Source organism: Cedecea sp. AS113 (assembly GCF_037152415.1).
In the GTDB taxonomy this organism is placed as follows: Bacteria; Pseudomonadota; Gammaproteobacteria; order Enterobacterales; family Enterobacteriaceae; genus Cedecea.
This window is the reverse complement of sequence record NZ_JBBCMI010000009.1, coordinates 158,235-182,697: the sequence shown is the minus strand read 5'-3', so window position 1 is coordinate 182,697 and position 24,463 is coordinate 158,235. Positions and strand designations below refer to the sequence as shown.

26 protein-coding genes are annotated in these 24,463 nt (G+C 57.6%); 7 read left to right on the top strand and 19 right to left on the bottom strand.

Annotation, left to right across the window (positions count from 1 at the left end; genetic code table 11):
- The first annotated feature begins 225 nt into the window (after nt 1-225).
- The gene (gene uspB / locus WFN87_RS13325; RefSeq protein ID WP_008458643.1) at nt 226-561 is read left to right on the top strand and encodes a universal stress protein UspB; all 336 of its coding nucleotides are present in this window, start codon (nt 226-228) and stop codon (nt 559-561) included.
- A 74-nt stretch (nt 562-635) separates the two neighbouring features.
- Here uspB and pitA read toward each other — a convergent pair whose 3' ends face one another.
- Complete coding sequence (pitA, locus tag WFN87_RS13320; protein WP_008458642.1) at nt 636-2,132, bottom strand: inorganic phosphate transporter PitA; 1,497 nt, start codon at nt 2,130-2,132, stop codon at nt 636-638.
- 229 nt (nt 2,133-2,361) lie between these two features.
- On the opposite strand from pitA, the gene WFN87_RS13315 reads away from it, so the two are divergent.
- Both WFN87_RS13315 and WFN87_RS13310 read left to right on the top strand, forming a co-directional pair.
- Nucleotides 2,362-3,555, top strand: a complete 1,194-nt coding sequence (locus WFN87_RS13315) for an NAD(P)/FAD-dependent oxidoreductase (RefSeq protein WP_336983080.1) — start codon at nt 2,362-2,364, stop codon at nt 3,553-3,555.
- Between the two features lie 70 nt (nt 3,556-3,625).
- Nucleotides 3,626-4,390, top strand: a complete 765-nt coding sequence (locus tag WFN87_RS13310) for a DeoR/GlpR family DNA-binding transcription regulator (protein ID WP_034809200.1) — start codon at nt 3,626-3,628, stop codon at nt 4,388-4,390.
- Between the two features lie 30 nt (nt 4,391-4,420).
- Here the strand turns inward: WFN87_RS13310 and WFN87_RS13305 are convergent, their stop codons facing one another.
- The 9 genes from WFN87_RS13305 to WFN87_RS13265 form a co-directional block, all read right to left on the bottom strand.
- On the bottom strand, nt 4,421-5,227 hold the full coding sequence (locus tag WFN87_RS13305) for an HAD-IIB family hydrolase (RefSeq protein ID WP_336983081.1): 807 nt from the start codon (nt 5,225-5,227) through the stop codon (nt 4,421-4,423).
- Nucleotides 5,228-5,261: 34 nt separating this feature from the next.
- The gene (locus WFN87_RS13300) at nt 5,262-5,780 is read right to left on the bottom strand and encodes a phosphoribosyltransferase (RefSeq protein WP_336983082.1); all 519 of its coding nucleotides are present in this window, start codon (nt 5,778-5,780) and stop codon (nt 5,262-5,264) included.
- Between the two features lie 168 nt (nt 5,781-5,948).
- Complete coding sequence (locus WFN87_RS13295) at nt 5,949-6,746, bottom strand: energy transducer TonB (protein ID WP_336983083.1); 798 nt, start codon at nt 6,744-6,746, stop codon at nt 5,949-5,951.
- A 133-nt stretch (nt 6,747-6,879) separates the two neighbouring features.
- The gene (locus WFN87_RS13290) at nt 6,880-7,869 is read right to left on the bottom strand and encodes a FecR family protein (RefSeq protein WP_336983084.1); all 990 of its coding nucleotides are present in this window, start codon (nt 7,867-7,869) and stop codon (nt 6,880-6,882) included.
- Nucleotides 7,866-8,363 carry a sigma-70 family RNA polymerase sigma factor gene (locus tag WFN87_RS13285; RefSeq protein WP_166878574.1) on the bottom strand — a complete coding sequence of 166 codons (498 nt, stop codon included), beginning with the start codon at nt 8,361-8,363 and terminating at the stop codon, nt 7,866-7,868. Before WFN87_RS13285 ends, WFN87_RS13290 begins: the two co-directional genes overlap by 4 nt.
- A gap of 162 nt (nt 8,364-8,525) precedes the next feature.
- A complete protein-coding gene (locus WFN87_RS13280) occupies nt 8,526-11,078 on the bottom strand; it encodes a TonB-dependent receptor (protein ID WP_336983085.1) in 2,553 nt (850 codons plus the stop codon).
- 103 nt (nt 11,079-11,181) lie between these two features.
- Nucleotides 11,182-12,198 (bottom strand): alcohol dehydrogenase, encoded by a 1,017-nt coding sequence (locus WFN87_RS13275; protein ID WP_336983086.1) that lies wholly within the window; start codon nt 12,196-12,198, stop codon nt 11,182-11,184.
- Between the two features lie 46 nt (nt 12,199-12,244).
- Nucleotides 12,245-12,589 carry a carboxymuconolactone decarboxylase family protein gene (locus tag WFN87_RS13270; protein ID WP_008458624.1) on the bottom strand — a complete coding sequence of 115 codons (345 nt, stop codon included), beginning with the start codon at nt 12,587-12,589 and terminating at the stop codon, nt 12,245-12,247.
- Between the two features lie 20 nt (nt 12,590-12,609).
- Nucleotides 12,610-12,891 (bottom strand): hypothetical protein, encoded by a 282-nt coding sequence (locus WFN87_RS13265; RefSeq protein WP_336983087.1) that lies wholly within the window; start codon nt 12,889-12,891, stop codon nt 12,610-12,612.
- Between the two features lie 287 nt (nt 12,892-13,178).
- Between WFN87_RS13265 and WFN87_RS13260 the strand changes: the two genes are divergently transcribed.
- Nucleotides 13,179-14,081 (top strand): DMT family transporter, encoded by a 903-nt coding sequence (locus WFN87_RS13260; protein WP_008458619.1) that lies wholly within the window; start codon nt 13,179-13,181, stop codon nt 14,079-14,081.
- Nucleotides 14,082-14,117: 36 nt separating this feature from the next.
- Here WFN87_RS13260 and WFN87_RS13255 read toward each other — a convergent pair whose 3' ends face one another.
- A complete protein-coding gene (locus WFN87_RS13255) occupies nt 14,118-14,723 on the bottom strand; it encodes an ATP-dependent Clp protease proteolytic subunit (protein WP_008458618.1) in 606 nt (201 codons plus the stop codon).
- A 19-nt stretch (nt 14,724-14,742) separates the two neighbouring features.
- On the bottom strand, nt 14,743-16,230 hold the full coding sequence (pdxR, locus tag WFN87_RS13250; RefSeq protein ID WP_166994717.1) for a MocR-like pyridoxine biosynthesis transcription factor PdxR: 1,488 nt from the start codon (nt 16,228-16,230) through the stop codon (nt 14,743-14,745).
- Between the two features lie 96 nt (nt 16,231-16,326).
- On the opposite strand from pdxR, the gene WFN87_RS13245 reads away from it, so the two are divergent.
- A complete protein-coding gene (locus tag WFN87_RS13245; protein WP_336706533.1) occupies nt 16,327-16,968 on the top strand; it encodes an FMN-binding negative transcriptional regulator in 642 nt (213 codons plus the stop codon).
- On the opposite strand, the gene WFN87_RS13240 is transcribed toward WFN87_RS13245, so the two are convergent.
- Nucleotides 16,965-17,822, bottom strand: coding sequence for a LysR family transcriptional regulator (locus WFN87_RS13240; protein WP_336983088.1), 858 nt, complete (start codon nt 17,820-17,822; stop codon nt 16,965-16,967). The genes WFN87_RS13245 and WFN87_RS13240 overlap by 4 nt on opposite strands.
- 97 nt (nt 17,823-17,919) lie before the next feature.
- Between WFN87_RS13240 and WFN87_RS13235 the strand changes: the two genes are divergently transcribed.
- Nucleotides 17,920-18,426: a phenolic acid decarboxylase gene (locus WFN87_RS13235; protein WP_008458611.1), complete on the top strand. Its 507-nt coding sequence runs from the start codon at nt 17,920-17,922 to the stop codon at nt 18,424-18,426.
- A 3-nt stretch (nt 18,427-18,429) separates the two neighbouring features.
- Here the strand turns inward: WFN87_RS13235 and WFN87_RS13230 are convergent, their stop codons facing one another.
- From WFN87_RS13230 to WFN87_RS13220, 3 genes are all read right to left on the bottom strand, one after another.
- The gene (locus WFN87_RS13230; RefSeq protein WP_008458610.1) at nt 18,430-19,479 is read right to left on the bottom strand and encodes an AI-2E family transporter; all 1,050 of its coding nucleotides are present in this window, start codon (nt 19,477-19,479) and stop codon (nt 18,430-18,432) included.
- A gap of 130 nt (nt 19,480-19,609) precedes the next feature.
- Nucleotides 19,610-20,167, bottom strand: coding sequence for a DcrB family lipoprotein (locus tag WFN87_RS13225; protein ID WP_008458608.1), 558 nt, complete (start codon nt 20,165-20,167; stop codon nt 19,610-19,612).
- A gap of 72 nt (nt 20,168-20,239) precedes the next feature.
- Nucleotides 20,240-20,905 carry a 7-cyano-7-deazaguanine/7-aminomethyl-7-deazaguanine transporter gene (locus tag WFN87_RS13220; protein ID WP_034809192.1) on the bottom strand — a complete coding sequence of 222 codons (666 nt, stop codon included), beginning with the start codon at nt 20,903-20,905 and terminating at the stop codon, nt 20,240-20,242.
- A 174-nt stretch (nt 20,906-21,079) separates the two neighbouring features.
- On the opposite strand from WFN87_RS13220, the gene tusA reads away from it, so the two are divergent.
- Nucleotides 21,080-21,325 (top strand): sulfurtransferase TusA, encoded by a 246-nt coding sequence (tusA, locus tag WFN87_RS13215; RefSeq protein ID WP_008458604.1) that lies wholly within the window; start codon nt 21,080-21,082, stop codon nt 21,323-21,325.
- Nucleotides 21,326-21,350: 25 nt separating this feature from the next.
- Here tusA and WFN87_RS13210 read toward each other — a convergent pair whose 3' ends face one another.
- The 3 genes from WFN87_RS13210 to zntA form a co-directional block, all read right to left on the bottom strand.
- Complete coding sequence (locus WFN87_RS13210) at nt 21,351-21,761, bottom strand: helix-turn-helix domain-containing protein (protein WP_336983089.1); 411 nt, start codon at nt 21,759-21,761, stop codon at nt 21,351-21,353.
- Entirely contained in the window at nt 21,761-22,069 is a 309-nt protein-coding gene (locus WFN87_RS13205; RefSeq protein ID WP_336983090.1) for a type II toxin-antitoxin system HigB family toxin, read from the bottom strand. Before WFN87_RS13205 ends, WFN87_RS13210 begins: the two co-directional genes overlap by 1 nt.
- 142 nt (nt 22,070-22,211) lie before the next feature.
- A complete protein-coding gene (gene zntA / locus WFN87_RS13200) occupies nt 22,212-24,425 on the bottom strand; it encodes a Zn(II)/Cd(II)/Pb(II) translocating P-type ATPase ZntA (protein ID WP_336983091.1) in 2,214 nt (737 codons plus the stop codon).
- Nucleotides 24,426-24,463 lie beyond the last annotated feature (38 nt).

Below are 24,463 nucleotides of genomic sequence, written 5' to 3'. Positions count from 1 at the left end.
GCGCCATCCCTCAATCACATTCAAGCGAAAAATGAATGCGGCCACTTTGATAAAGATTAACGCGGTGGTAAAAAAATTAAGGGATCTCCTACACTATTAAATGAGCCGGGCGGGAAGAGATCTGTGACCTGTATCGGTTATTCGTTGCAGGATTGTCTGACAGGGTTTTCGGGGAGAGCGGTCGTCCCGAAGCAAAGGCTTCGAGGGCTTCGCCGGGAGGGGTACATGATCAGCACCGTCGCGCTGTTCTGGGCGCTTTGTGTAGTTTGTGTGGTGAATATGGCGCGCTATTACTCTTCACTGCGCGCGTTACTGGTGGTGCTGCGCGGGTGCGATCCGCTGCTGTATCAATACGTTGATGGCGGCGGTTTTTTCACCTCACATGGTCAACCCAGCAAGCAGGTCAGGCTGGTGCGCTATATCTACGGCCAGCGCTATGTCGATCATCATGATGAAGAGTTTATTCGCCGCTGTGAGCGCCTGCGCCGCCAGTTTATTCTGACGAGTTCGCTGTGTGGTCTGGTGGTGATTAGCCTGATTGGATTAATTATCTGGCACTAGTTGTAGGGCAGCGTTATGGACAAGCATAAAAAAAGCGGGCCAGTTTCCTGACCCGCTTTTTCTTTGGCTACGGCTTACACGAAGCGCAGCGCAATCCAGTACAGCCCGCCGGAGAGCAGAATCGAAGCCGGTAAGGTGAATATCCAGGCCATCAGGATATTGGTTACCGTCTTACGCTGCAGGCCGCCGCCGTCCACGATCATGGTCCCTGCCACGGAGGAAGAGAGCACGTGGGTAGTGGAAACCGGCATCCCGGTGTAGCTTGCCAGACCGATAGAAACGGCTGCCGTCATCTGCGCGGACATCCCTTGCGCATAGGTCATGCCTTTCTTACCGATCTTCTCGCCGATGGTGGTCGCCACGCGACGCCAGCCGATCATTGTACCCAGACCAAGAGCCAGAGCCACCGCCAGAATAATCCAGACCGGCGCGTACTCGATGGTGCTAAGCATGTCGCCTTTCAGTTTCTTCAGCAGGCGCTGGTCGTCGGCGCTCACTTCTGGCAGCTTCGCCACTTTATCGGTGGTGTCGGAGATGCACAGCATAATGCGACGCAGCTGGCTACGCTGCTCAATGCTGAGCTTGTCGTAGCTTTCGATATCCGTCAGCATCAGCTTCGCGCGATCCAGCGCGTTAATCGCGTTGGCCGGGTGGCAGTGGAACTGAGCCGGTTCAGTTGCGCCCGCTTCCGGAGAAGGGATCAGCTGTTCCGAGCCGGTGGCTTTCTTCAGCAGGTCAGGGCGTTGCTGGAAGAAAGTTTCGACGTTGTTCACCGCATCGCGAGTACGGGTGATTTCGTAGCCGGAAGCATTCATGTTAACCACGAAGCCCGCCGGTGCGACGCCAATCAGTACCAGCATAATCAGACCGATGCCTTTCTGGCCGTCGTTAGCGCCGTGAGAGAAACTCACGCCGATAGCGGACAGGATCAGCGCGATACGCGTCCAGAAAGGCGGCTTTTTCTTGCCGTCTTGCTTTTCACGTTCCGCAGGCGTCAGGTGAATACGCTGCTTTTTCTTGGTGTTGCTCCAGTAACGGCGCAGCAGGAAAATCAACCCACCGGCAATCACCAGCCCGACAATCGGGGACAGAATTAAGGAAGCGAAGATCCCAATGACTTTCGGGATATTCAGCGCGTCGACAACCGAGGTGCCGGTCAGCAGCGCGTTGGTCAAACCGATACCGATGATGGCACCGATAAGCGTATGGGAGCTGGAGGCCGGCAGACCAAAATACCAGGTGCCGAGGTTCCAGATAATAGCGGCCAGTAACATAGAGAACACCATGGCGAGACCATGAGAAGATCCTACGTTTAACAGCAGATCTGTAGGCAGCATATGCACAATGGCATAGGCCACGCTCAGCCCACCGAGCAGAACGCCGAAGAAGTTAAACAACGCAGCCATTGCCACCGCAAGTTGCGATCGCATAGCGCGGGTATAAATTACCGTTGCTACTGCGTTGGCCGTATCGTGGAAACCATTAATGGCTTCGTAGAACAGCACAAATGCCAGAGCAAGCAAAAGTAAAAGCCCGGTGTGAAGATCCAGGCCGGCAAACAAATGTAGCATAGACGTTACGCCATTTTGAGGACATGAACGCGGCGCATTATGTAAGACAACCTCCACCGCGGCAAAGTGAAATCTGGACTTTTTTTGATTTTAGTCGCCATCTGGCGCACAGGTGGAATGATTTACATTTTGTTTATCAATCACCTGCATTTGTTATTCACCTTAAAGCTGGTGCGACCAGCCTCAGGTCTTTACAATCCGTTGCCTTAAGCATAGTCGGGAGTCGGTCGTGGAAAAGTTTGATGCCATTATTATAGGTGCGGGTGCAGCTGGAATGTTTTGTGCGGCGGTTGCCGGGCAGGCGGGCAGCCGCGTATTGCTGATTGATAATGGGAAAAAACCGGGCCGTAAAATCCTGATGTCCGGCGGCGGACGCTGCAACTTTACCAACCTTTATGTCGAGCCTGCGGCGTATCTGAGCCAAAACCCGCATTTCTGCAAATCTGCGCTGGCCCGCTACACCCAATGGGACTTTATCGACATGGTGGGCAAGCACGGCATTGCCTGGCACGAGAAAACCCTCGGGCAGCTGTTCTGCGACGATTCTGCCCAGCAGGTAGTCGATATGCTGGTGGCCGAATGCGAGAAAGGCAAAGTAACAATGCGCCTGCGCAGCGAAGTGCTGAGTATTGAACGCGACGAGCAGAGGTACACCCTGCAGCTAAACGGCGGCAGCGTGCAGGGCGCGAAACTGGTTATCGCCAGCGGCGGTCTGTCGATGCCGGGGCTGGGGGCGACGCCGTTCGGCTATAAAGTCGCCGAACAGTTTGGCCTGAAGGTGCTGCCGACCCGCGCGGGCCTGGTGCCGTTCACGCTGCATAAACCTTTGCTCGAACAGTTGCAGGTGCTGTCCGGTGTCTCGGTGCCGTCCGTCATCACCGCAGAAAACGGCGTCAGCTTCCGTGAAAGCCTGTTGTTTACCCATCGCGGCCTGTCCGGCCCTGCCGTTCTGCAGCTTTCCAGCTACTGGCAGCCGGGCGAATTCGTCAGCGTGAATCTGCTGCCGGACACCGATCTGGACGGTTTTATTCACGAGCAGCGCAACGCGCACCCAAACCAGAGCCTGAAAAACACGCTGGCGATGGTGCTGCCGAAACGCCTGGTTGAGTGCCTGCAGCAGCTGCAGCAGATCCCGGACGTCACGCTGAAGCAGCTCAACAGCCGCCAGCAAAGCGAGCTGGTTGACACCCTGCAAGCCTGGCGCGTTCAGCCCAACGGCACCGAAGGCTATCGCACGGCGGAAGTGACCCTCGGCGGCGTGGATACCAACGAACTCTCCTCCCGCACCATGGAAGCGAAAAAATCCCCGGGCCTCTATTTTATCGGCGAAGTGATGGACGTCAGCGGCTGGCTGGGCGGCTATAACTTCCAGTGGGCCTGGAGCTCCGCCTGGGCGTGCGCGCAGGCGCTGGTTGAGGGCTAGCCCGCGCTTTTCAGCTGCGATGATAGATTGTGATATGTTATGCACTATTGCAGCTATTTGAGGGCTAAACGTGACTGATTATGACGCATTGCCTGAACAGCGCCAGGCGATGATCCACCAGATCCTGACCGAAACGGGCAGGGTGATCGGGGCTGATGTGGCGCGGAAGCTGGGCGTGTCCGAGCACACCATCCGCCGGGATCTGCAGGAGCTGGCGCGTCGCGGCCTGTGCAAAAAGGTTTATGGCGGGGCCATTAGTCAGTTCCAGCAGTCTGCCAGCTTCGAAACCCGCGTGTCCCAGGATGTGGGTGAGAAATCCCAGGTGGCACGGAAGTGCGCCGGAATGATCCAAGCTAACACCTGCGTGTTTCTCGACGCCGGTTCAACCTATCTGGCAATGGTGGAGTTTATCCCCGAAGAGCTGGATCTCACCATTGTCACCAATTCCCCGCAGATTGCAGCGGCGCTGAGCGGGCGCACGCGGGGCGAACTGATTTTGTTGGGCGGCAAAGTTAACCCGCTGACCGGCAGCACGCTGGGTTCCGACACGGTCAATCAGCTGCGCGGCATGGTTTTCGACCAGACCTTTATCGGCGTGTGCGGGCTGGATCCGCAGGCTGGCCTGAGCGCGGTTTATTACGAAGACGCCTGTTTTAAGCGGGAAGTGCTGAGCCAGAGTAATGAGGTGATCGCCGCCGTAACGGCCAACAAGATGTCCCAGGTGGCTCGCTATAAAGTGGCACCCTGCGAAGACATTGATATTGCGGTGGTGAGCGCCGAAACCAAAATTGCCGATTTCGGCGGCGTTAACCTGCGGATTGAAATCGCGGGCTAGCGGAACGGGCGGCTAAGAACCCGCCCTTCTTCAGACTTTGCTTTGCAACGCCAGCAGGCTTTTTATCGTGTGCTGGACCGCGCTTTCATCATTGCTGCCGGTAATAAACCGGGCTGCGGCCTTGGTCTCTTCAAACGCATTACGCATCGCGAAGCTGTATTCCGCCTGGGCCAGCAGTTCCAGGTCATTATACCCGTCGCCAAAGGCGAGAGTCTCCGCCGGGCTGACGTTCAGTAACTGCTGGAGCCTTTGCACCGTTGTCCCTTTATGGACGCCATAATCCACAATATCTATCCACGCCGCTTCGGACACCACGATGTAGACATCCTGTTCAAACGGCCTGAGTACCGGGCGAGTCTGCGGGCAGTTTCCGGCTTCGTCATAGACGCTTATCTTCACGAAATCACAATTGAGTTCGGCAAAAGAGTCCACCAGCGCCAGGCTGGCGTAGGACTGGCGCATTTTGTCCTGCAGCCGCTGCGGCACGTCTTTGCGAATAAACGCGCTTTCGCTGCCGCAGGCAACAATCACGTGGCTGTCACTGGCTGCTTCCAGCGTGTCGATAATGCGTAATCCCAGCGCATTGTTGATAAGCGATTCGTAGACATATTCGCCGTTCCTTTTAATGCGCGTGGCGCTGTCGCCGATGATCCATAAATCCTCGCGGTAATCGGCGAACAGCTCTTCTACCCGCTGGCACTGCTTGCCGGTACAGGCGGCGAAATGGACGCGTTGCTCGGCCATTAAGCGGTGGGTCTGGGCAAATAATTTACGGTCATAGTCGCCGTGGCTATTGAGAAAAGTGCCGTCCAGGTCGGTAATAATTAGCTTTATCATGTTGTTATCCCATCGGTAAGTGTTCTGTAGGCGTTTATATTTTTAGTTTTGAAACGAAGGGCAGGTTGCGGTACTTGTTTTGCCACGGCATGCCGTAGCCAATGAGCAAATCGTCATTGTCCATGATCCAGGCATAACATTGCTCGGCGGGGATCTCTACGCGGCCAGGCTTCACAAATAAGGTGGCGATGGAGAGCGATTTCGGAGCGTAATGTTCGAATAAATGCTCGACCAGACGCTTCATGGTCCCACCGGACTCAATGGCGTCATCCACCAGGATAACGTTCTTCCCCCTGATGCCAATATTGTCGTGGTAAACGATGGTAGAGCTGTTGTTTCTGTCGCCAGGCGTGTGCGGGCAGGAAATATAGTCCATTGAAATATCGAAGGTGAGCTGCCTGACCAGATCGGCGGTAAACAGAATCCCACCGGGCACGACCGTGATCACTACCGCTTCGTGATAGCGACTGTTCAGCAGCCGGGCGACTTTGGTGACGCCTTCGGCAATCGTCGACTCATTCATCACGATCTGTCCTACATGATTGTTTCTCACTGCTGCATCCTCGCTAAAGTGTCATTGCTCGTTGTTGCTCGATTAAAATAAGATCGAATGCTCGATTGTGCAATATTAGCGTGATGACAGCGTATTTTTTGTGATCTAAAACGATCGTGCAGGCAGGGTGTGCTCAATGCTGCATTACCGAGCATTGAGCAAAGGGATCTACTGGCGGAGATCGAAACGGATTGGCAGCGTGAGGGTTATTTGCGGCTGGCCTGGCGCGATATCATCCGTGGGGGCGGGCAGCGGAACCGCACGAGTCGGCAGGGCAAGGGCTTCGCGATCCAGCGTTGGCGTACCGCTGCTTTTTGCCAGCGCCACGCTAAGGACCTGGCCCTCCCGGTTCAGCGTCAGGCTCAGATAAACCACGCCCTGGGCCTGCTGACGTAAAGCCTGAGCCGGGTAACGTTTGAAGCGGTCGAGCCGCTGGCGCAGTAGCCCGACCCAGTTCACTTCGCCTGGGCTGGGGGCGCTCACCGCGCTGCTTCCTGCCCTGCCGGCGCTTTGCTGCGGGTGGCTGGCGGGCGCATGCGTTTCAGGTGCAGGAGGTGTAGGGGCCGGCGGCACTTCCGCATCGTGCGGCTTAACCGGCTGAGGTTTGGCGATGACTTTATGGTGCATTTTTTTAGCCACAACGAGCTCCGGGTTCGGGGCCTCAACGCTCTTCATCGCTTCTTTTGACTCGGCCTTTTCCTGAGGTGCGGCCGACTGGATCTGTTTGATCTTATCGGGCTGCTTGGCTGGCGTGGCGACAGAGGCCGGATCGTCTGTCGGGAGGATCATCAGCGCAATAGGCGGTGGCGCGGTGGCCGGTTGTTCCTGAGTGGGCCGGTTGGTTAGCCAGAGAAAAACGCCCGCGTGCAGCAAGAGCGCCAGCACCAGCCCGATGCTGCGGCGTGTGGGAGGCAGGCCCTCGGACCAGGCAGGAAAGGGCTGTCTTATCGGCAGGGTAGAAGGCATGACAAAATACTCCGCAGCCGGGCTAAAGGCTGTTGTTTCAGTGGGGATAAGAGAGAGGACACGCGAAACGCCCAAACGGGCAGGCTGACATGAATAACGAGACAACTGACATGGATTACTCCGTCTCGAAGCATTATTCACTGCGTGAAAGGCTGACCCAGTAACGAGATAGCGTATTTATTCTGACGGGCAGGACGCGGGGTAATGCAGCCAGAATCCGATCGGTATCCGTCAGCGGGAAAACGCCGGACAGCCGCAGGGCCGCAATATCCTCGTCGCAGCGCAGGACGCCGGGGCGGTAGCGGTTAACTTCCCGCAGGAAATCGCTCAGCGGCATATTGTCGGCCAGCAGTTTGCCGTGCACCCAGCCAGGCTCTTTTTCACCGCCGTGCAGGCCCCCGGATTCAGCCCCGCTGAGCCATGCGCCCTGGCTTGCCGCGAGCTGTAGCCCGGCGAGGCCAGAGCTGCGCGGATAAAGCCGGACTGCGCCGTGGTAAACCGCCACGCGGGTAAGCCCCGGTTCCAGCTTTACCCGGAATTGGGTGCCCAGCGCGAGCACTTTGCCCTGTGGCGTCGTCACGCTAAAGGGCCGGGGCCATGCCGCCCGCTTTTCCTTCTGCCCGGTCGTAATCAGCAGGTCGCCGCCGAGCAGCTCAATCTGGCGCTGCTGCCCGGTAAAATCCACGTTTAGCGCGGTTTGGGTGTCCAGTAATAGGCGGCTGCCTTCGCTGAGTTCAACCTGCCGCTGCTCCCCCGTCCCGGTGCGATAATCGGCAATGAACGCTTCCCAGCCGTGCTGCTGTCGCCCCCATTCCAGCGAACCACCGAGTAGCAGCAGAGCGCCTAATCCTTTTAGCGCCCGACGCCTGCCGCTGTTTTTTAACGAAGAGAGGCTCTGCCGCGCCAGTTTGCCGTCAACCTGCCGGAAGCTGGCGCAAACCGCCTCGACGTGCCGCCAGGCTCGCTGATTCTCGGCGCTGGACGCCAGCCATTTTTGCCAGTCGGCTTTATCCTGCTCGCTAACGTCGTCCGACATCATCAGCGTCAGCCATGAGGCGGCGGCCCAGGCGCTGTCCCGGTCGATGGCTTGCCCGTTTTGGTCAATAAAAGGATGGGAGGTCATGAGCTGAGCGCGAAGAAACAGTGCAGGTTGGCGCGCTGGAGATACTGCTTCACGGAGCTGCTGGAAACGCGCAGGCGCTCGGCGATATCGCAATAGCGCATCCCCTGCAGGTGGGCCAGCAAAAAGGCTTCCCGCACCTGCGGCGGCAGGCCGTCCAGCGCCGCATCAATCTGTTCCAGCACTTCCAGAATCAGCAGTCGTGTTTCAGGGGAAGGGTGTTCCATTTCCGGCTGAGTCGCCAGCGCCTCCAGCCAGGCCTCTTCGATTTTCTTGCGGCGATAATGGTTGGCAATCAGCCGTCTGGCGACCGTGGCAAGAAAAGGACGTGGCTGGCGAATGGAGGCCAGATCGGGGCTGACCAGAATATTAATAAAGGTGTCCTGAGTCAGATCCTGCGCCTGTTCCGGGCAGCCGACTTTGTTGCGAAGCCAGTGGTAAAGCCAGCGCTGATGATCGCAGTAAAGCTGCTGCGCAACCTGTTGGGAACGGGACATGATGTGACTCACCATTGATCGGTATCAGGGCGTGATAAATATTTAAATGATAATCATTATTATTTTCATTTCTCTATTTTTATGTCAAGAGATTGCGAAGTATTAATGTATTTTTGCGGGCGACGAGAACGCAGCGCCAGCACTGGCGCTGCGGGTAACACACTAGAATTTCTGCGAAATGGTCAGCTTAACGTTGCGGCCGATACCGGATACGGATTCACCCAAGTACGGGTAGTAGTCGGTGTTAAACAGGTTGTCGACGGCAATGCGGGCTTCCATGCCTTTCACCTGCTCCGGCTGCCAGGACGCAAACAGGCCCTGCAGCGCGTAGCCGCTGGTTTTTGGCAGCGCCCAGATGCCCGCTAACGGGTCGCCATCCTGCGGGGAGCGATCCTGTTTACGCACCATGTCCATGGTCCAGCCGAAGGTCATGTTCCACTCCGGGGCTTTTACGCCCAGCGTGGTGTGGGCGGTGACAGGCGGAATTTCTGCGATCCAGGTTTGGTTGCCCCACGGGGCGCGCGGAGAAGCGTCACGCTGCCCACGAATGGTCGAGAAGGAGAAGCTGCCAAAGATGCGGCGGCTGTCGTAAAACGATTCAATCTCCAGACCCTGGATGGTGTAGCCCGGCAGGTTACGATAGTTCGACAGTGGAGAACCGCAGTTAGCGCCACTTTTCACCGACTGCGCCTCGCACAGCACGCCGCGACGGTAGAAGATTTCATCTTTGCCGCGGTTGCGGAATAGCGTGGTACGAATCTGTACGCTGTCGTCGTCCGCCAGCAAATTATTGAAGTTCAGGATCATCCCGCCGCGAACGCTGTTAATGGTTTCCACTTTCAGGTCGCGGCTGGTGCCGGACACGTTAGACAGCGCGTACTGCACGGTGTACTGCTCATCAATGGTCGGCGCTCGCCAGGTGCGGGTCACATCGGCAAACAGCGACACATTCGGCGTGGCTTTCCAGACCAGCCCAAGTGCAGGCGTAAAGCCGTGATAACTTTTGCTGCTGTAGTCGTGGCCGACTTTAGGATTACTGCTGTTGTACATTGAGGCGATGTTTGGCTCACCGGTATTGGTGACGCTGTCGTAGCGCACGCCCGGCGTTACGGTGACGCTGCCGAGCGTCATGCTGTCCTGCAGATACAGGCCGCGCGTTTGCTGTTCCCCGGCGGGCATGTAGTACGGCTGGAAGTAGCCGTAGTTGTAGGCGGCATTTTTCTTGTAGCCTGGGTAGTACATCAGCGCATCGCGTTGGTTTTTATGCCAGCTTGCGCCGATTTCCAGCAGGTGATCCACCGGCCCGGTGCTGAAGCGGCTCTTGTTGCTGATCTCCACCAGGTTGTCTTTGTAATCCACCCAGCTCTCATTGCCGAGCGAGCCCAGGAAGCTGGACGCTCCGGCGGAGTCGGGGCGGGTATCATGCTGTTTGGTTTTGGAGTAAGCGTAGTTCAGCGTCAGATCCAGCCAGGGCTTGTCCGCCGGGGCCAGGTTCCACTTCACGGAGTAGTTTTCGTCGGTCTGGTTGCGGTACACCAGCTTCCTGCGCCAGGCCTCGTCTAACCCGTATTTGTCGACATCCGCCTGACTCGGGGCGGCAATTTCGTCCCGCTTGGCGGCGAAGGGCTGCCAGCCGGTGGATTCGGAATGCATGGCTGAAAGCGTCAGCGTCTGCGCGTCGGTCAGGTAGAGATTGGTTTTGGCAAGCCAGGTCCCCTGGCGGTTAGCGGAATAGTCGAAATGCGTGCCGTCCGGGCGGGTAATATTGCCGCCATCGCGTTTGCTGGCGTAGAGCATCCCGTCGGCAAAGCCTTCTGACGTTCTGCCATACAGTGCGCCGCTGTAGATATTCTGGTTGTCGTTAGTGTGGAAACCGTACTTCAGCATGCCGCCAAAGTTTTCGCCGGGCTGTAAGAGGTCGGCCGCGTCTTTGGTGACGATTTTGATGCTGCCGCCAAAGCCGCCGTTGCCATTGGCGAGGTTAAACGGACCCTTATCGACGTCGATTTGTTTGATTAGCTCTGGTTCGATAAACACCGACCCCTGGCGGTACTTCTCAAACCCTTTGGGCGCGCCGTCCAGCGTCACTTTGATGTCCTCCATGCCGCCCATGCCCCAGATATTCAGGCTTTGCCCGCCCGGGCGCGGTGAACCTGCGGAAGAGACACCCGGCAGCTTATCCAGCAGGGCGGCGACGTTATCAGCCTGAATGCGCTCGATATTCTCTTTTTTCAGCGTTGAGCGCCCGGCCACGACGCTGTCATCCAGGCCGCTGAGCACGGAAAGCTCTGGCACGATAATCGGCGCGTTCTCGCCAGAGGCTGCCGGAAGAGAAACAAGCCGATAGCTATTGCCGTCGCGCACGGCTTTCAGGCCGCTGCCCGTCAGCAGATGATCAAACGCGCTTTGTACGGAATAAGTCCCTTTGAGGCCTGAAGTCGTTTTGTTTGACGTCTGATCCGGGGTGAAGACCAGCAGCACGTTGGCGTCATTCGCCAGCGTTTGCAGGGCGCCGCTCAAAGGCCCGGCAGGCACGGAAAATGCCTGGCTGGCGGCTGAGGAGGCTTCTGCCGCCCAGGATAATGTCGGTAAACCAGTTGCCAGCGCCAGCAGGCCGGATAAGGCGATGCCGGACGCAAGCGGGGCGCGAGGGAGCTGTGCAGGTTGGCTCGCGTCGGAAATGGCCGTAGCCTTTCCGTTATTTTTTATCGTCATGATGTATCCCTGAAGGTGAGTCACAAGAAGTACTGCTTCAGAGAGGTCACGCGAGACTGAAAATCAGGCAGAAAATTTTTAAATTAAAAACGGCCGCCGGGCTCTACATCGTCAGCACTATGCGGAATCGTGCCTTGCCGGACTTCATTTTTTGCCACGCTTCGTTGGCCTGTGCCAGCGGGAATATTTCCGTCATCGGCTGCACGTTGTTCAGCAGGCTAAAACGCAGAGCGCTTTCGGTTTCATTCGGGGTGCCGGTCAGCGAGCCTTCGATTGACAGCTCCCGGCCAACCAGCATACCCGGAGAAAGCACGAGCGGCTGCTGGCCGACCCCGAGCACCATCAGCTTGCCTTTGGGCTGCAGGGCTGGCAGCAGAGAGGACGCTATAGCGTTGTCCGTGACCGTGGTGACGATCGCCTTTACACCGCCGAGTTTTCTCAGCGCTTCGGCAGGATTATCCAGGCTGCTGTCGAGATAATCGCGGGCACCCAGCGCCAGCGCAGCTGGTGGTTTATCGCTTCCACGCCCGATGGCGATAACCCGGAACCCCATTTTAGCGGCATACTGCACGGCAAGGTGGCCCAGGCCGCCAATGCCGAGGACTGCGATGCTGTCTCCCGGCTGAGCACCTGATTTACGCACCGCGTTAAAGGTGGCTATTCCGGCGCAAAGCAGCGGCGCGGCGTCGACTGCGCTTAGCGCATCCGGGATTGCTACAAGGCCGGTCGCCTTCGCCAGCATCATTTCGGCATAGCCGCCGTCCTGCGAGCTGCCGACGACCGGCTGGTGGCTGCAAAGCGTGAACTCGCCGCGGCGGCAGGCATCGCATTCATTGCAGTGCCCGCCAAGCCTGCCCACGCCAACCCGCTGCCCAACATGCAGGCCAGAAGGTACGCCACTGCCAAGTTTCAGCAGCGTGCCGACAACTTCATGCCCCGGCACGCGCGGGTAAGCCACGCTCTTTTCCGTGCCGTCGATAACGCCGCCGTCAGCGCCACAGATGCCGCAGGCTTCTATTTTTATCAGCACTTCGCCTGCGCCAGGTTCTGGTACGAGGCGCTCGACAAGTTCCAGGCTACCGTTGCCGCTGGCCTGCATCGCTTTGTAGGTCATTTGCATTCTCCGGTGAAAAAAACGGCACCCTCAGGAAGGATGCCGCTTAGGCTCAGGCTTTTGGCAACGCGTCGAACGCGTCCAGGGCGTGAGCGGTGTAGGTCAGCGCCGCCCCGGTGTTCAGCGAAATGGCGACCGCCAGCGCTTCGGCAATCTCTTCCCGGGTTGCGCCGTGTTTTGCGGCGGCTTTAACGTGTACCGACAGGCAGCCGTCGCAGCGGGTGGTGATCGCCACCGCCAGCGCAATCAGCTCGTGGGTTTTGGCATCCAGGTGGCCCATGGCGGAAGCACCCGCGTCCATCTTCATCAGCCCTTTCATAAACTCCGGCTGCAGCTTCGCGTAATCGCCCACCACACCCAGTAATTCTTCGCGATGTTCATTCCAGTTCAGCAACATACAAACCTCTTCAGTTAATTTCAGGCGACGCTATAAATGCGGACTTCCGGGGCGGCGTTCAGGAACGGTTTCAGGGCTTCAACTACGTCGCGGGTGAACAGGTCAGAACCCAGATAGGCTTCGGCCTGGGCGGCGGTGTAAAAGCCGTGCAGTACCTGGACGTCCTGCTCGCGGATCAGCAGTTCCTTGGAGACTGCACCGTCGATGGTGGTCAGGAAGGCCGTTTTGTACTGCTGGTAAACGCCCGCGGCTGCGGCGCGATTCTGCGCGCTGATATCAAGGGTGATTTGCAAATAAGCCATGGTTCACTGCCTCTTGTTGTGTGGCTCATGCCGTTGCACGAGCGGAGATGAGGGAGAAAAAAGCGGCAGAGCGAAGAAGAAAAAGGCTGCCGCTTGCCTCTCCGTGTTGGCGCATTATGTGAATCAGCGTGAGGGTTAACAAATGACTTAATCTTGACTGGCAAGATAGATTTTCTTCTTTGGTGGGTGGTTTTTTTGCTGGCCTGGTGATTCTTGTTCATTGTGGATCTGTCTGTCGTGGCGGCTTTGCGCAGAATAGGAAGCCAATCTGAGTATCTGGAGCCACCATGCAAAATAGAAGCGCGTTGCCGCTCAGTCAGCCGACTGCTCACCCGCAAACCCGAGGCTGGATCAGCGGCTTTTTGGGGATGCTTATTTTTAGCGGCTCGCTGCCGGCCACGCGCGTTGCGGTGCTGGAGCTTGATCCTCTTTTTCTGACGGCGATACGGGCCACTCTTGCGGCGCTGCTGGCGGCCGGCACGCTGCTGATTTTGCGGCAGCCGCGGCCGCAGCGGGGAGACTGGCTGCCGCTTTGCCTGGTGGCCGTCGGCGTGGTGCTGGGTTTCCCGCTGCTGACGGCTTTAGCACTGCAGCACACAACCTCGGCACACTCGCTGGTCTACATCGGCCTGCTGCCGCTGGCGACCGCCTGTTTTGGCGTGTTGCGTGGAGGAGAAAGACCACAAGCGGCTTTCTGGCTGTTTTCTCTGGCGGGTGCTGCGCTGGTGGCAGGTTTTGCTTTGAGCCACGGGACAGCAAGTAGCTGGCAGGGCGATGCGCTAATGCTGGGCGCCATTGCGCTGTGCGGGCTGGGTTATGCTGAAGGTGCGGTGCTCACCCGGCGGTTGGGCGACTGGCAGGTGATTTCGTGGGCATTGGTAATTTCTCTGCCGCTTAGTGCCGCGGCTACTGCTTTTACCGTTCCGTCGGCGGGAGACGCTATCAGCGCTCAGGCATGGCTCGCGCTGGGCTACGTGTCGCTGTTCAGCATGTGGATAGGGTTTATTTTCTGGTATCGCGGCCTGGCGCTGGGCGGGATTGCCGCCGTCGGGCAACTGCAATTGTTACAGCCCTTTTTTGGTCTGTTACTTGCCGGATTGCTGCTTCATGAAGAAGTACATACATCGATGATTGCCGTGATGCTTGGCGTGCTGGTTTGCGTGTTCGGCGCTAAGCGCTTTTCCCGCTAAAAAGAAAAACCGCCGGGGAAGGCGGTTTCTCAGAGGTTAGTCGATATTCAGCTCGGAGAAGCTGGTAATGACTTTGCCGACAATCCCGTAGTCGATAGCTTCTTTCGGCGACATCCAGTAGTTACGGTCGGTGTCCTGCTTCACCTTCTCCAGCGGTTGGCCGGTGGCTTCTGAGATCATCTTGTTCACGCGGTCGTGCATGCGAATAATCTCTCTGGCTTCGATCTCAATGTCCGTGGCCTGGCCGCGCACGCCGCCCAGCGGCTGGTGGATCATAAAGCGCGTGTTTGGCAGCGAATAGCGGTGCTTTTTGTCCGCCGCGAGGAAGATGGTGATCCCGGCGCTGGCAACCCAGCCGGTGCCGATGATATGGACTTCCGGCTTGATGAATTTGATCACGTCATGAATGGTGTCCGCCGCCTCAACGTGGCCGCCCTGGCTGTTGAGGTACAGCTTGATGGGTTTGTCGTTGATGCTTTGCAGCAGCAAAAGCTGGGCAACCACCTCTTTGGTGATCGCCTGAGTGATTTCGCCGGAGATAATAATCGAGCGGGAATCCAGCATTTTTTGCTGCATCAGTCCTGAGGCATTGGCGGGGGTGGCGCTTTCTTCAGGTTCATCTTTTTCTAAATAGGTCAGCATAATCAGGCTCCTGCCAGGTTTATGGCGTAATCAGGGATGCACTTGAGCATAGCACTTCATCCAGACGCTGCACGGCGCGAACGATCTCTTCGTCGCTGTAACCACCGAGGCCCAGCAGAATGCCGGACTTCTGTTTTTCTGGGGTAAACATGTGCGACACCGCACGAACGGCGATTCCGGCCTGCATTGCCCGCTCCACAACCTGATGGTCGTCCAGGCCCTGGCGCAGCCAAAGCACCATGTGCATGCCCTGGTCGCAGGGCTGAAGCCAGGCCACGTCCGGGGAAATGTATTGTTCTACCGCTGCCATTAACACGCGGCGTTTTTCGGCATAAACACCGCGCATTTTGCGCAGGTGGCGGTCGAGGTGCCCCTCTGAAATAAAGCTCGCCAGCACATGCTGGTCTGCCCCTGGCGGCTGCCTGTCCATCAGAATGCGTGCCCCGCAGAAGGCGGAAACCAGCTGCTTGGGCACTACGGCGTAGCCGAGACGCAGCGACGGGAAGAGGATTTTGCTGAAGGTGCCGAGGTAGATAACGTTCTCCGGCCCCAGGCCCTGAAGCGCCGGGAAAGGGTGGCCCGCGTAGCGCATCTCGCTGTCGTAGTCGTCTTCAATGATCCAGGCCTGGTTGGCCTGCGCCCATTCCAGCAATGCGGCGCGGCGCGACATGCTGAGCGGCATGCCCAGCGGGTACTGGTGCGAGGGCGTGACAAACGCAGCGCGGGCGTTGGGGGCCAGCTTTTTCCCCAGCTCAACGTCCAGCCCTTCGTCGTCCACGGCGACTCTGACCATGCTACGGTCGCGGAACATCGTCTCAAACAGCGAGGTCGCACCTGGGTAGCCCGGCTCTTCCATCCAGACGGCATCGCCTGCCTCCAGCAGGATTTGCAGGGTCAGATACAGGCCGTGCTGGTTGCCGGAGGTGATGATGACCTGCTCAGGGGTGCAACGCACCGAGCGCGACTTTCTGACGTATTCACAGATAGCCTCGCGCAGAACCAGAACGCCTTGCGGATCGGCATAGCCCGACGGGGCACCGGCACCCCGCGCCCGAATGCGGTTGCCTAGCCTGCGCCACACGTCGTCCGGGGCCGTGTCGCCAACCGGAACGGAAACGGCAAACGGCTTCGGCGCCAGCGTTTTAAGCTGCTCGCCTACTCTGGCAAAAGCCTGAGCCTGGGCAGACAGCGGGATGGCTGCTGCTGTACGAGCCGCCGGTTCGGGCTGCGGGCTTTCCGGGGCGTAGGCCACGCGGGTGCCGGAGCCGTGTTTCGACTCCAGAAACCCTTCCGCAACCAGCTGCTCGAACGCCTCCAGCACGGTGCCGCGCGCCACGTTAAGGGCGCCCGACAAGACGCGGGTGGAGGGCAGCAGGTCGCCGCTCTTCAGTTCGCCTTTGTGAATGGCGTTTTTCAGCGCTTTGGCTAGCTGCAAACTAAGCTGCCCGCTGCGGCGGTCAAGCTCGCCAATGGCGGGGATATCTACGGCTCGGGCTTTACGTGACATGAGTTGTGGCTCGGTCATATAGCTGTAATCTGGTTCTTTATCATAAACCACTTCGAACATAAGCTGGGCAAAATTACCGCAAATGAAGGTCTGCCCATGTATATTCCTCGCCCTTTTCAGGAGCCCGATATCGCTGTGCTGCAGCGGCTGATTCAGGCCAATCCCCTGGGCCTGCTGGTTGTACAAATCGAAGGTGTGCTGGAAGCGTTTGATATTCCCTTTGAGCTTTGCCCTGATGAGGGGGAGTTCGGCGCGCTCCGCGCGCACATTGCCCGTGCGAACCCGTTGTGGCGCGGCCTTCAGCCCGAGCAGGATGTGCTGGTGGTGTTCCGTGGTGCACAAGGTTATATCTCCCCGAGCTGGTATCCGGGCAAGCAGGAGCATCACAAAGAGGTGCCGACCTGGAACTACCAGACCGTGCAGGCGCGGGGGAGGATTGCGGTGCGGGACGATGCGGATTTTGTCCTGCGGCAGATAACCAGCCTGACCCGGCAGCAGGAAGCGCAGATGAACCTCCCGTGGCAGGTAAGCGATGCGCCTCCTGAGTTTATCGGCTCAATGCTTAAAGCGATTGTCGGGATTGAAATCCCTCTGGCTTCGCTGGTCGGCAAGACCAAGCTCGGCCAGAACAAGAAGTCTGAGGATCAGGCCGGGGCCGCGCAGGGACTAATGGCAAAGGGTGAAGTGGCCATCGGCGAGGCGATGTTAAGCAGCCTCGCAAAGCGTCGTCAGACTTAACATTCGGGCTGTTGAAAGAGGGTGAGCAGCGTGGTGATTGGCTCGTCCAGTGGGGCTAAATCCTTTTTCACGATCAAATGCAGGGGCGTGGCACGCCTTGCCCCGTGACTGAGCGGGAGCGGTTTAAGCGTGCCGTTTTCAATCTGCGGAGCAATCCGTTCTTCAGGCAGCCAGCCGTAGCCAACCTGCCAGGTCACGGCTTCGCACGCGGCATCAAGCGTGGAAAACGTCCAGTCTGCCGTGGGCGAGGATTCGCTGCTGTTTTGCCCGGCAAGGTGGATCAGCGGATAGTTCGCCAGGTCCGCCTCTTCTAAGGGGGCGGGAAGCTGATGCAGGGGGTGATCGCGGTGCGCCACGGCCACAAAATCAACGTTTCTGAGCCACTGCCCGCGGCCCGTAAGATCCTGACGGCGGGTTAGCACCATGACATCCGCTTCTGCCAGATCGGCTGTGTCGGTTTCCAGAATCTCCGTCAGATGAACCTGCGTGCTGGCATGTAATCGCTGAAACTGATGGAGGATGGCGAACAGGCGGGCGCGCGGGAATATGCAGTCCACCACTAAGTCTATGCGGGTGCGGATGCCGTTTTTTAACGTAGCAGCGCGGCTTTCAACGTAGTGAAAGCTTTTCAGCAGCGGGCGAACCTGCGCCAGCAAAAGTTCCCCTTCAGGCGTCAGTACCGCCTTACGCCCTTCCGGCTTCAGCAAGCTAACGCCAAGCCGCTCCTGAAGTAATGCAAGGTTATAGCTGACGGAGGACTGGCTGCGGAAAGTGGCTTCTGCCGCTTTGGCGAAGCTGCCCAGCTCAATGACCAACTCCAGAAGTGCCCACTGCTCAAGGGTTGTTTTATGCATATCATCTAAAAAATGGATGAATTTGATACAAAAGTAGCGTTATTCATCGAAAATGTGAAGGTCTAAGATGCGCTTAACCCCACAGAGGAGCGCCATCATGAGTCACTTTGATAAACACGATTTAAGCGAGTTCGTCGGCAAACATCTGGTTTATACCTACGATAATGGTTGGAACTACGAAATTTATGTAAAAAATGCAACTACCCTGGATTACCGGATCCACAGCGGCATTGTGGCCAATCGCTGGGTGAAAAATCAGGATGCGCACATTGTGCGTGTGGCAAGCAGCGTGTACAAAATTTCCTGGACTGAACCTACGGGTACGGACGTCAGCCTGATTGTGAATCTCGGCGATAAGCTGTTCCACGGGACGATTTTCTTCCCGCGCTGGGTGATTAATAACCCGGAGAAAACGGTGTGTTTCCAGAATGAGCATATTGCGAAAATGGAAGCGTTCCGCGAGGCTGGCCCGGCTTATCCAACGGAAGTTATTGATGAATTTGCCACCATCACGTTTGTTCGCGACTGCGGCGAGAATAACGAAGCGGTGATTGCCTGTGCCGCCAGCGAGCTGCCGGCGGACTTTCCAGAAAACCTGAAATAAGCGTTAGCCCGGCAGGCGTTTTTTCGGCCTGCCGGGACCCAGCAGAATCGCCAGTTTCGCCCCGCCCTGGGTAGATTCCATGAGGATTTTACAAACGCTGGTGAGCGGCACCGAGAGCAACATGCCCACCGGGCCGAGCAGCCAGCCCCAGAAGAGCAGGGAGAGAAATACGACGAAAGTCGACATCCCCAGCCCACGCCCCATCATGCGGGGCTCCAGAATATTCCCCAGTACCATGTGCACCACCAGGAACAGCGCCCCGACCATCAGCATCTCATAGGTACCGTTGAGCAGCAGAGCCTGAATCATCGGCGGCACGGCGGAGATCACCGACCCAATATTGGGAATGTAGTTGAGCAAGAAGCCCAGCACGCCCCACATCAGCGCAAACTGCACGCCCAGCAGCTTTAGCCCCAGCCAGATAACGATGCCGGTCAGTAAACTGATAAAGGTCTTCAGCGCCAGATAGTGGGTGACGCCTTTCAGCGCTCGGTGCATGCCGGCGATATGCAGCTTAGGGTTTGCCAGCGCAAAACGGAGTTTATAAGGTACATGGCGCACCTCAAACAGCATAAAAATCACCGTCATCGCCAGTAGAAGCACGCTGGCCATCGCCCCGGAAAGCCCGGTCATCAGCGTTGTGGCAAAGGTCATCAGCTTGTCGGAGTCCAGCTTTTGCAGCAGGCGTTCCGGCGACAGCGGCAGGTGCAAAAACGGCATCGCGTGCTCGATTTCACGCACTTTCTGCGTCAGCAGTTTGTTGAACTGCGGCATTTGTTCCATGAAGTCATTCATCGACGTTGCCAGCACGCCAACCAGCAAAGTGAGCATCACCAGCATGACCAGCACCACGATGGCAATCGCGAGCGGGCGGCTAAGACCGCGGCGCATAAACCAGGTCACCAGCGGGTTGAGAACAATGGCGAAAAATACCGCCAGCAATAGCTGAACGATGATGTCGGCTGCGGCGTGAATACCGGCGAGAATAATCACCAGGGCCGCGAGTTTGAGCAATATATGCAGGCCGGTCTTATCAGGTTGTGGGGCTGTCATGCAGACGTCCGATCGGGAAAAGGTGCTTTTAGTGTAGTACTTCCTGGCAGGGCGACGGCGGCAGTCTGTCTGAAAATGAAGGAAAAAAATGGCCCCGCGGAGGCGGAGCCATTGATGTATCGCGCGGCGATTACTTGATGACGATGGTGTTGATGATGTTTTCCGCGTTGGTCTGCGCCAGCTGCTGGTTATCCGCAGGCAGCGTGATTTGCATGGTCAGCAGTTTATCGTCCACTTTGCCAATGATGATGGAAGAGTACGCGGTCTGTCCTTTGGCGGAGATCACGCTGTCCAGCTGCTGCAGGGTGTGGCCTTTAATCTCGATGGATTTGTTGGTTACCACCTGAAGCTGCGGGTCGCGTGCGCGCTGCTGCTCTTCCAGGCCTTTTGCCAGCGTGGCAAGGTCGCTCGTCGGGTTGTCGCTGACAATCACGATCACCGCTTTCTGGCCGGTTGCGTCAGAATAAACGTGCATGTTGTTGGACTGAGTGCCCACCTTGCCGCTCTGATCGCTCATGTCCGCTGGCAGGGCAAAGCTCAGTTTGCCGTCCAGCAGTTCAACTGGCTGACCGCTGGCGCTGCTGGCTTCCGGCGCGCCGGTGGTGGCGGTTTTGCTGTCGTTATTATCACAGGCGGCAAGACCCACTACCAGCAGGCCAATACCGACATATTTTACCAGTTTGCGCATCGCGTTCTTCCTTTCCGTTAGCAAGCCAAAAGGCCAATCTCTGCATCTTAACACAAGATATTCAGCCCGCGTTTAACCAGGCTGCAGCGCGGAGATTTCAGATTTATCTGCGAGGCGTTTCAACAGCATATTCAGCAGGACGCCGTACATCGGCAGGAAGAATACCAGGCTAATAAGCACTTTGAAGCAGTAATCGACCACGGCGATTTCTACCCAGTGCTGGGCCATAAAGGCGTCCGGGCTGCGCCAGAAGGCGATAAAGAAGAACGACAGCGTATCGCTCACGTTACCGAACAGCGTGGACACCGTTGGGGCCAGCCACCAGCAGTGATTCTGGCGCAGGCGGTTAAAGACGTGCACGTCCAGAATCTGGCCGAGCGCGTAAGCCATGAAGCTGGCAACCGCGATACGGGCAACAAACAGGTTGAAGTGGGTTAGCGCTTCAAAGCCCTGCCAGCTTCCCATGTAAAACAGCGAGGAGATGCCGTAGGAAATCACCAGTGCCGGGATCATCACCGCGAAAATAATCCGCCGCGCCAGCGGAGCGCCGAAAATACGCACCGTGAGGTCGGTCGCGAGGAAGATAAACGGGAAGCTGAAGGCGCCCCAGGTGGTATGAAACCCAAAGACGGAGACCGGAAGCTGAACCAGATAGTTGCTGGAGGTGATCACCAGCAAATGAAAAAGCGATAGCCAAAACAGCGCATTAGTGCGCTGGCGAGTGCTGAACTGCATCATGTTGTAGCCTTTTTAGTAGTGGGGTGAGGGAACCCAGTCAAAAATGTAAAGCGCGGGGATGATACTGCTTTAGTTTCTCAATGCAATGGTTAATTTTAACGCAATCGTTCACGCGGCTTGCGCCAGATTTTACCCGGCGTAAACTAGCGCGGTTTTTGACGACCTGAGAGTGCTATGACCGATTTGTTCGCAACCCCTGACCACACGCTGGATGCTCTTGGCCTGCGCTGCCCGGAGCCGGTGATGATGGTGCGCAAAACCGTGCGCAATATGCCCGTCGGCGAAACGCTGCTGGTGATAGCCGATGATCCGGCCACCACGCGCGATATCCCCGGTTTTTGCCGCTTTATGGAGCACGAGCTGGTCGCCAGCGAAACCGACGCGCTACCTTACCGCTATTTGCTGCGTAAGAGTCATTAATCCCCTCACCAGGCTAATCCGCTGCTCAGAAAAAGAGGGCGGGTGATATGCCAAATCGCCGTGACAGTTTGCGGATGTGATCGGTGGTTAGCTGGCGTTCACCGCTGAGAATGCGGGAGACCATCGACTTGCTGCCAATCTCTTGTTGAAAATCGCTCTGTTTTAGATGGTGATGCTCCATCAGGGTTTTCAGTATGGCTATCCCGGCAGGTATGGCCTGCATTTCCTCGCGGAACGCCTGCACGTCAGGCTGCGCGTTTTCCCAGGCCTGGATCTTACTACTGAGAATCTCAACCAGCGGACTTTCTGGATCATTGATGAGCAGATATTCGACCAGCTCCAGCGCAGACAGATAATCTTTTTCGCAGGTGCTGCCTGCCAGTAGCGGAACCGCTGTTTTTAAAGCTTCGGCGGCCTTCAGTGCATCCGCAATCATCACTTCTTTCCCCGGTGTTTTTCAGTAAATCGCATGTATTCGCTGTGCGTCATGACGTGGCGGATGTAGAACTTCTGGCTGGTAAAAAAGATAAGTGCAATCAGCCTGAGTTCATTTCCGGCTATGTTGATGACGTAATGTTTATCGAGATATTTAAAGTTATCCAGCGTGGGATAAATCCGCTTAAGTGAGTCCGGTGTTGGGAAGAAGCCTTTTTCCAGCACTTTGCCAAGGATTTGCAGTTCCTGCTTATGTCTGGGAAATTTTTGACCGGCTTCCACAAGCGCCTTAAGCGTAATCAGGTGCATCACTTCATCCTGAAGTTGACTGATTGGCAATTAATATGCCCATAAGTTGCCAATCAGTCAACTTATGGGCGGGGATTCATTTTTACACAGGGGCATCCTTGCCCCTGCTTGCGGAGTAAAAAACCGGAAGCTGCCTCGAAAACTATTTCTTCCGCAGCAGGCGAATGGCGTTCGCCGTGACCAGCGCGGTAGCGCCTGAGTCTGCCAGCACCGCCAGCCACAGGCCGGTCAGGCCGAGCAGGGTGGTGACCAGGAAAATCCCCTTCAGCCCCAGCGCAATCGTCACGTTCTGGCGAATGTTGTTATGGGTGGCTCTGGCGAGCCGTACCATACCTGCCAGTTCGGTCAGACGGTTGTGGGTTAGCGCGGCATCTGCCGTTTCCAGCGCGACGTCGGTGCCGCTGCCCATCGCGATGCCGATGGTCGCCGCTTTCATCGCCGGGGCATCGTTGATGCCGTCGCCGACCATTGCCAGCGGCGCGGTGGCATTGAGTTTATTCACCGCTGCCACTTTGTCTGCCGGCAGCAGGCTGGCGCGGTAATCAATGCCAAGCTCGCGGGCGATTGCCGCCGCCGCGCGTGGGTTATCCCCGGTCAGCATTACGCCCTGAATCCCGAGCTGGTGGAGTGCCGTAACCGCTTCGCGGGCATCGCTGCGCAGCGTATCGCGCATGGCGATGGTGCCCAGCAGTTGCCCCGCACGCAGCACCACGATCACCGTCTGGCCCTCTTCTTCCTGATTCGCGATCCGTCTTTGCCAGGTTTCGCTGAGTGTCTGGCCGTCAAGTTTGGACGGTGAACTGAGCAGCAGCGTTTCGCCCTGAATGCTGGCTTCTACGCCAACCCCGGCGAGAGCGCGGTGATTTTCTGCGGCGACAGGAGGCAAGTTGCGCTGTTGCGCCGCGTTGACAATGGCCTGCGCCAGTGGGTGGGTGGAGCCTTGTTCTACCGCTGCGGCGAGCGCCAGAAGCTGGTCTTCTTCTGTTCCTTCTTCCACCGCTATGGCCGTAACCTGAGGTTTACCTGCCGTCAGGGTGCCGGTTTTGTCGAACGCGACCTGCTGGATTTGACCGAGACGTTCCAGCGCGGCCCCGCCTTTAATCAACGCGCCTCGACGAGCCGCCGCGGCAAGACCTGAAGTAATGGCCGCAGGCGTGGAGATAACCAGCGCGCATGGGCAGCCGATCAGCAGCAGCGTCAGGCCTTTATAGATCCACGGTTCCCAGCCCTGGCCGAAGAACAGTGGCGGGATGACGGCGGTCAGCAGCGCGAGCAGCATGATGATCGGCGTATAAATCCGGCTAAAACGATCGATAAAGCGTTCGATAGGCGCACGGCGCTCCTCGGCTTCTTCAATCAGCCGCAAAATGCGGTCGATGGCGCTGTCGCCGGGCTCGGAAATGACCTCCAGCTGAACAAGGCGATCTACGCTGGTGCTGCCTGCGGCGACTTTTTCGCCCTGCTGGCGCTCTACCGGCACGGATTCCCCGGTTAGGGCACTTTCGTCAAAGCTGGCAAAACCGCTGAGCAGGCGGCCGTCGGCGGGCAGTCTGCCTCCGGCGGCAACTTCAATCACGTCGCCTGGGCGAAGATCGGCCTGCGCGACGGTTTCGCGCTCGCCGTCCCGGAGGCGAATAGCGACGTCCGGCTTTAGCGCCATCAAGGCGCTTACCCCGCGGCGTGCTCGGCTGGCGGCATAGGATTCGAGGCGTTCGCCGATGAGGAACAGCAGCAGAACCATCGCCGCCTCGGCGGTGGCGCCGATAAACAGCGCGCCGATTGCGGCGACGCTCATCAGCGTTTCAATGGCGAACCAATTGCCGCTGCGAATCAGACGCACGGCCTGGCGCGCGATCGGCCACAGGCCAACCAGCGTGGTGGCGATAAACGCCAGGTTGCCGAGCGGATGGTTGAATTGCTCGAGCCCCCAGCTGATCACCATCAGGACGATGAGCAGGATCAGCGGCAGGTTCTCTTGCAGGCTGCTGCTTTTTTCCTGCTTCGGGGCGCTGGCGTCGTTCAGCGTGTAGCCTGCGGCCTTGACCGCTTTTTCTACGTCGTCGCGAATGTCTCTTGAGGCGCTGACCAGCAGTTTTTCGGTAGAAAACACCACCTGAACTTGCTGCACATCGCTCACCTGTTTCACCGCATTTTCCACTTTGCGTGCGCAGGCCGCGCAGTCCATCCCCGCGACGTGCCAGCTGTAGCGGCTGCCGTTGTCGGCAATTTCTGGCTCTGGTTTTTGTGCAGAGCAGGCGTCATCGGCGCAGCAGGAGGGGCCTTCCGCCTGCAGCGGGCTTAGTTTGGCAAACGCAAACTGCGGTGGCTTTTTGCCGTCTTGAGGTGTGTTGAGCATGGCGCCCTCCGGTAATGATAATTTTCTCATTACCGATG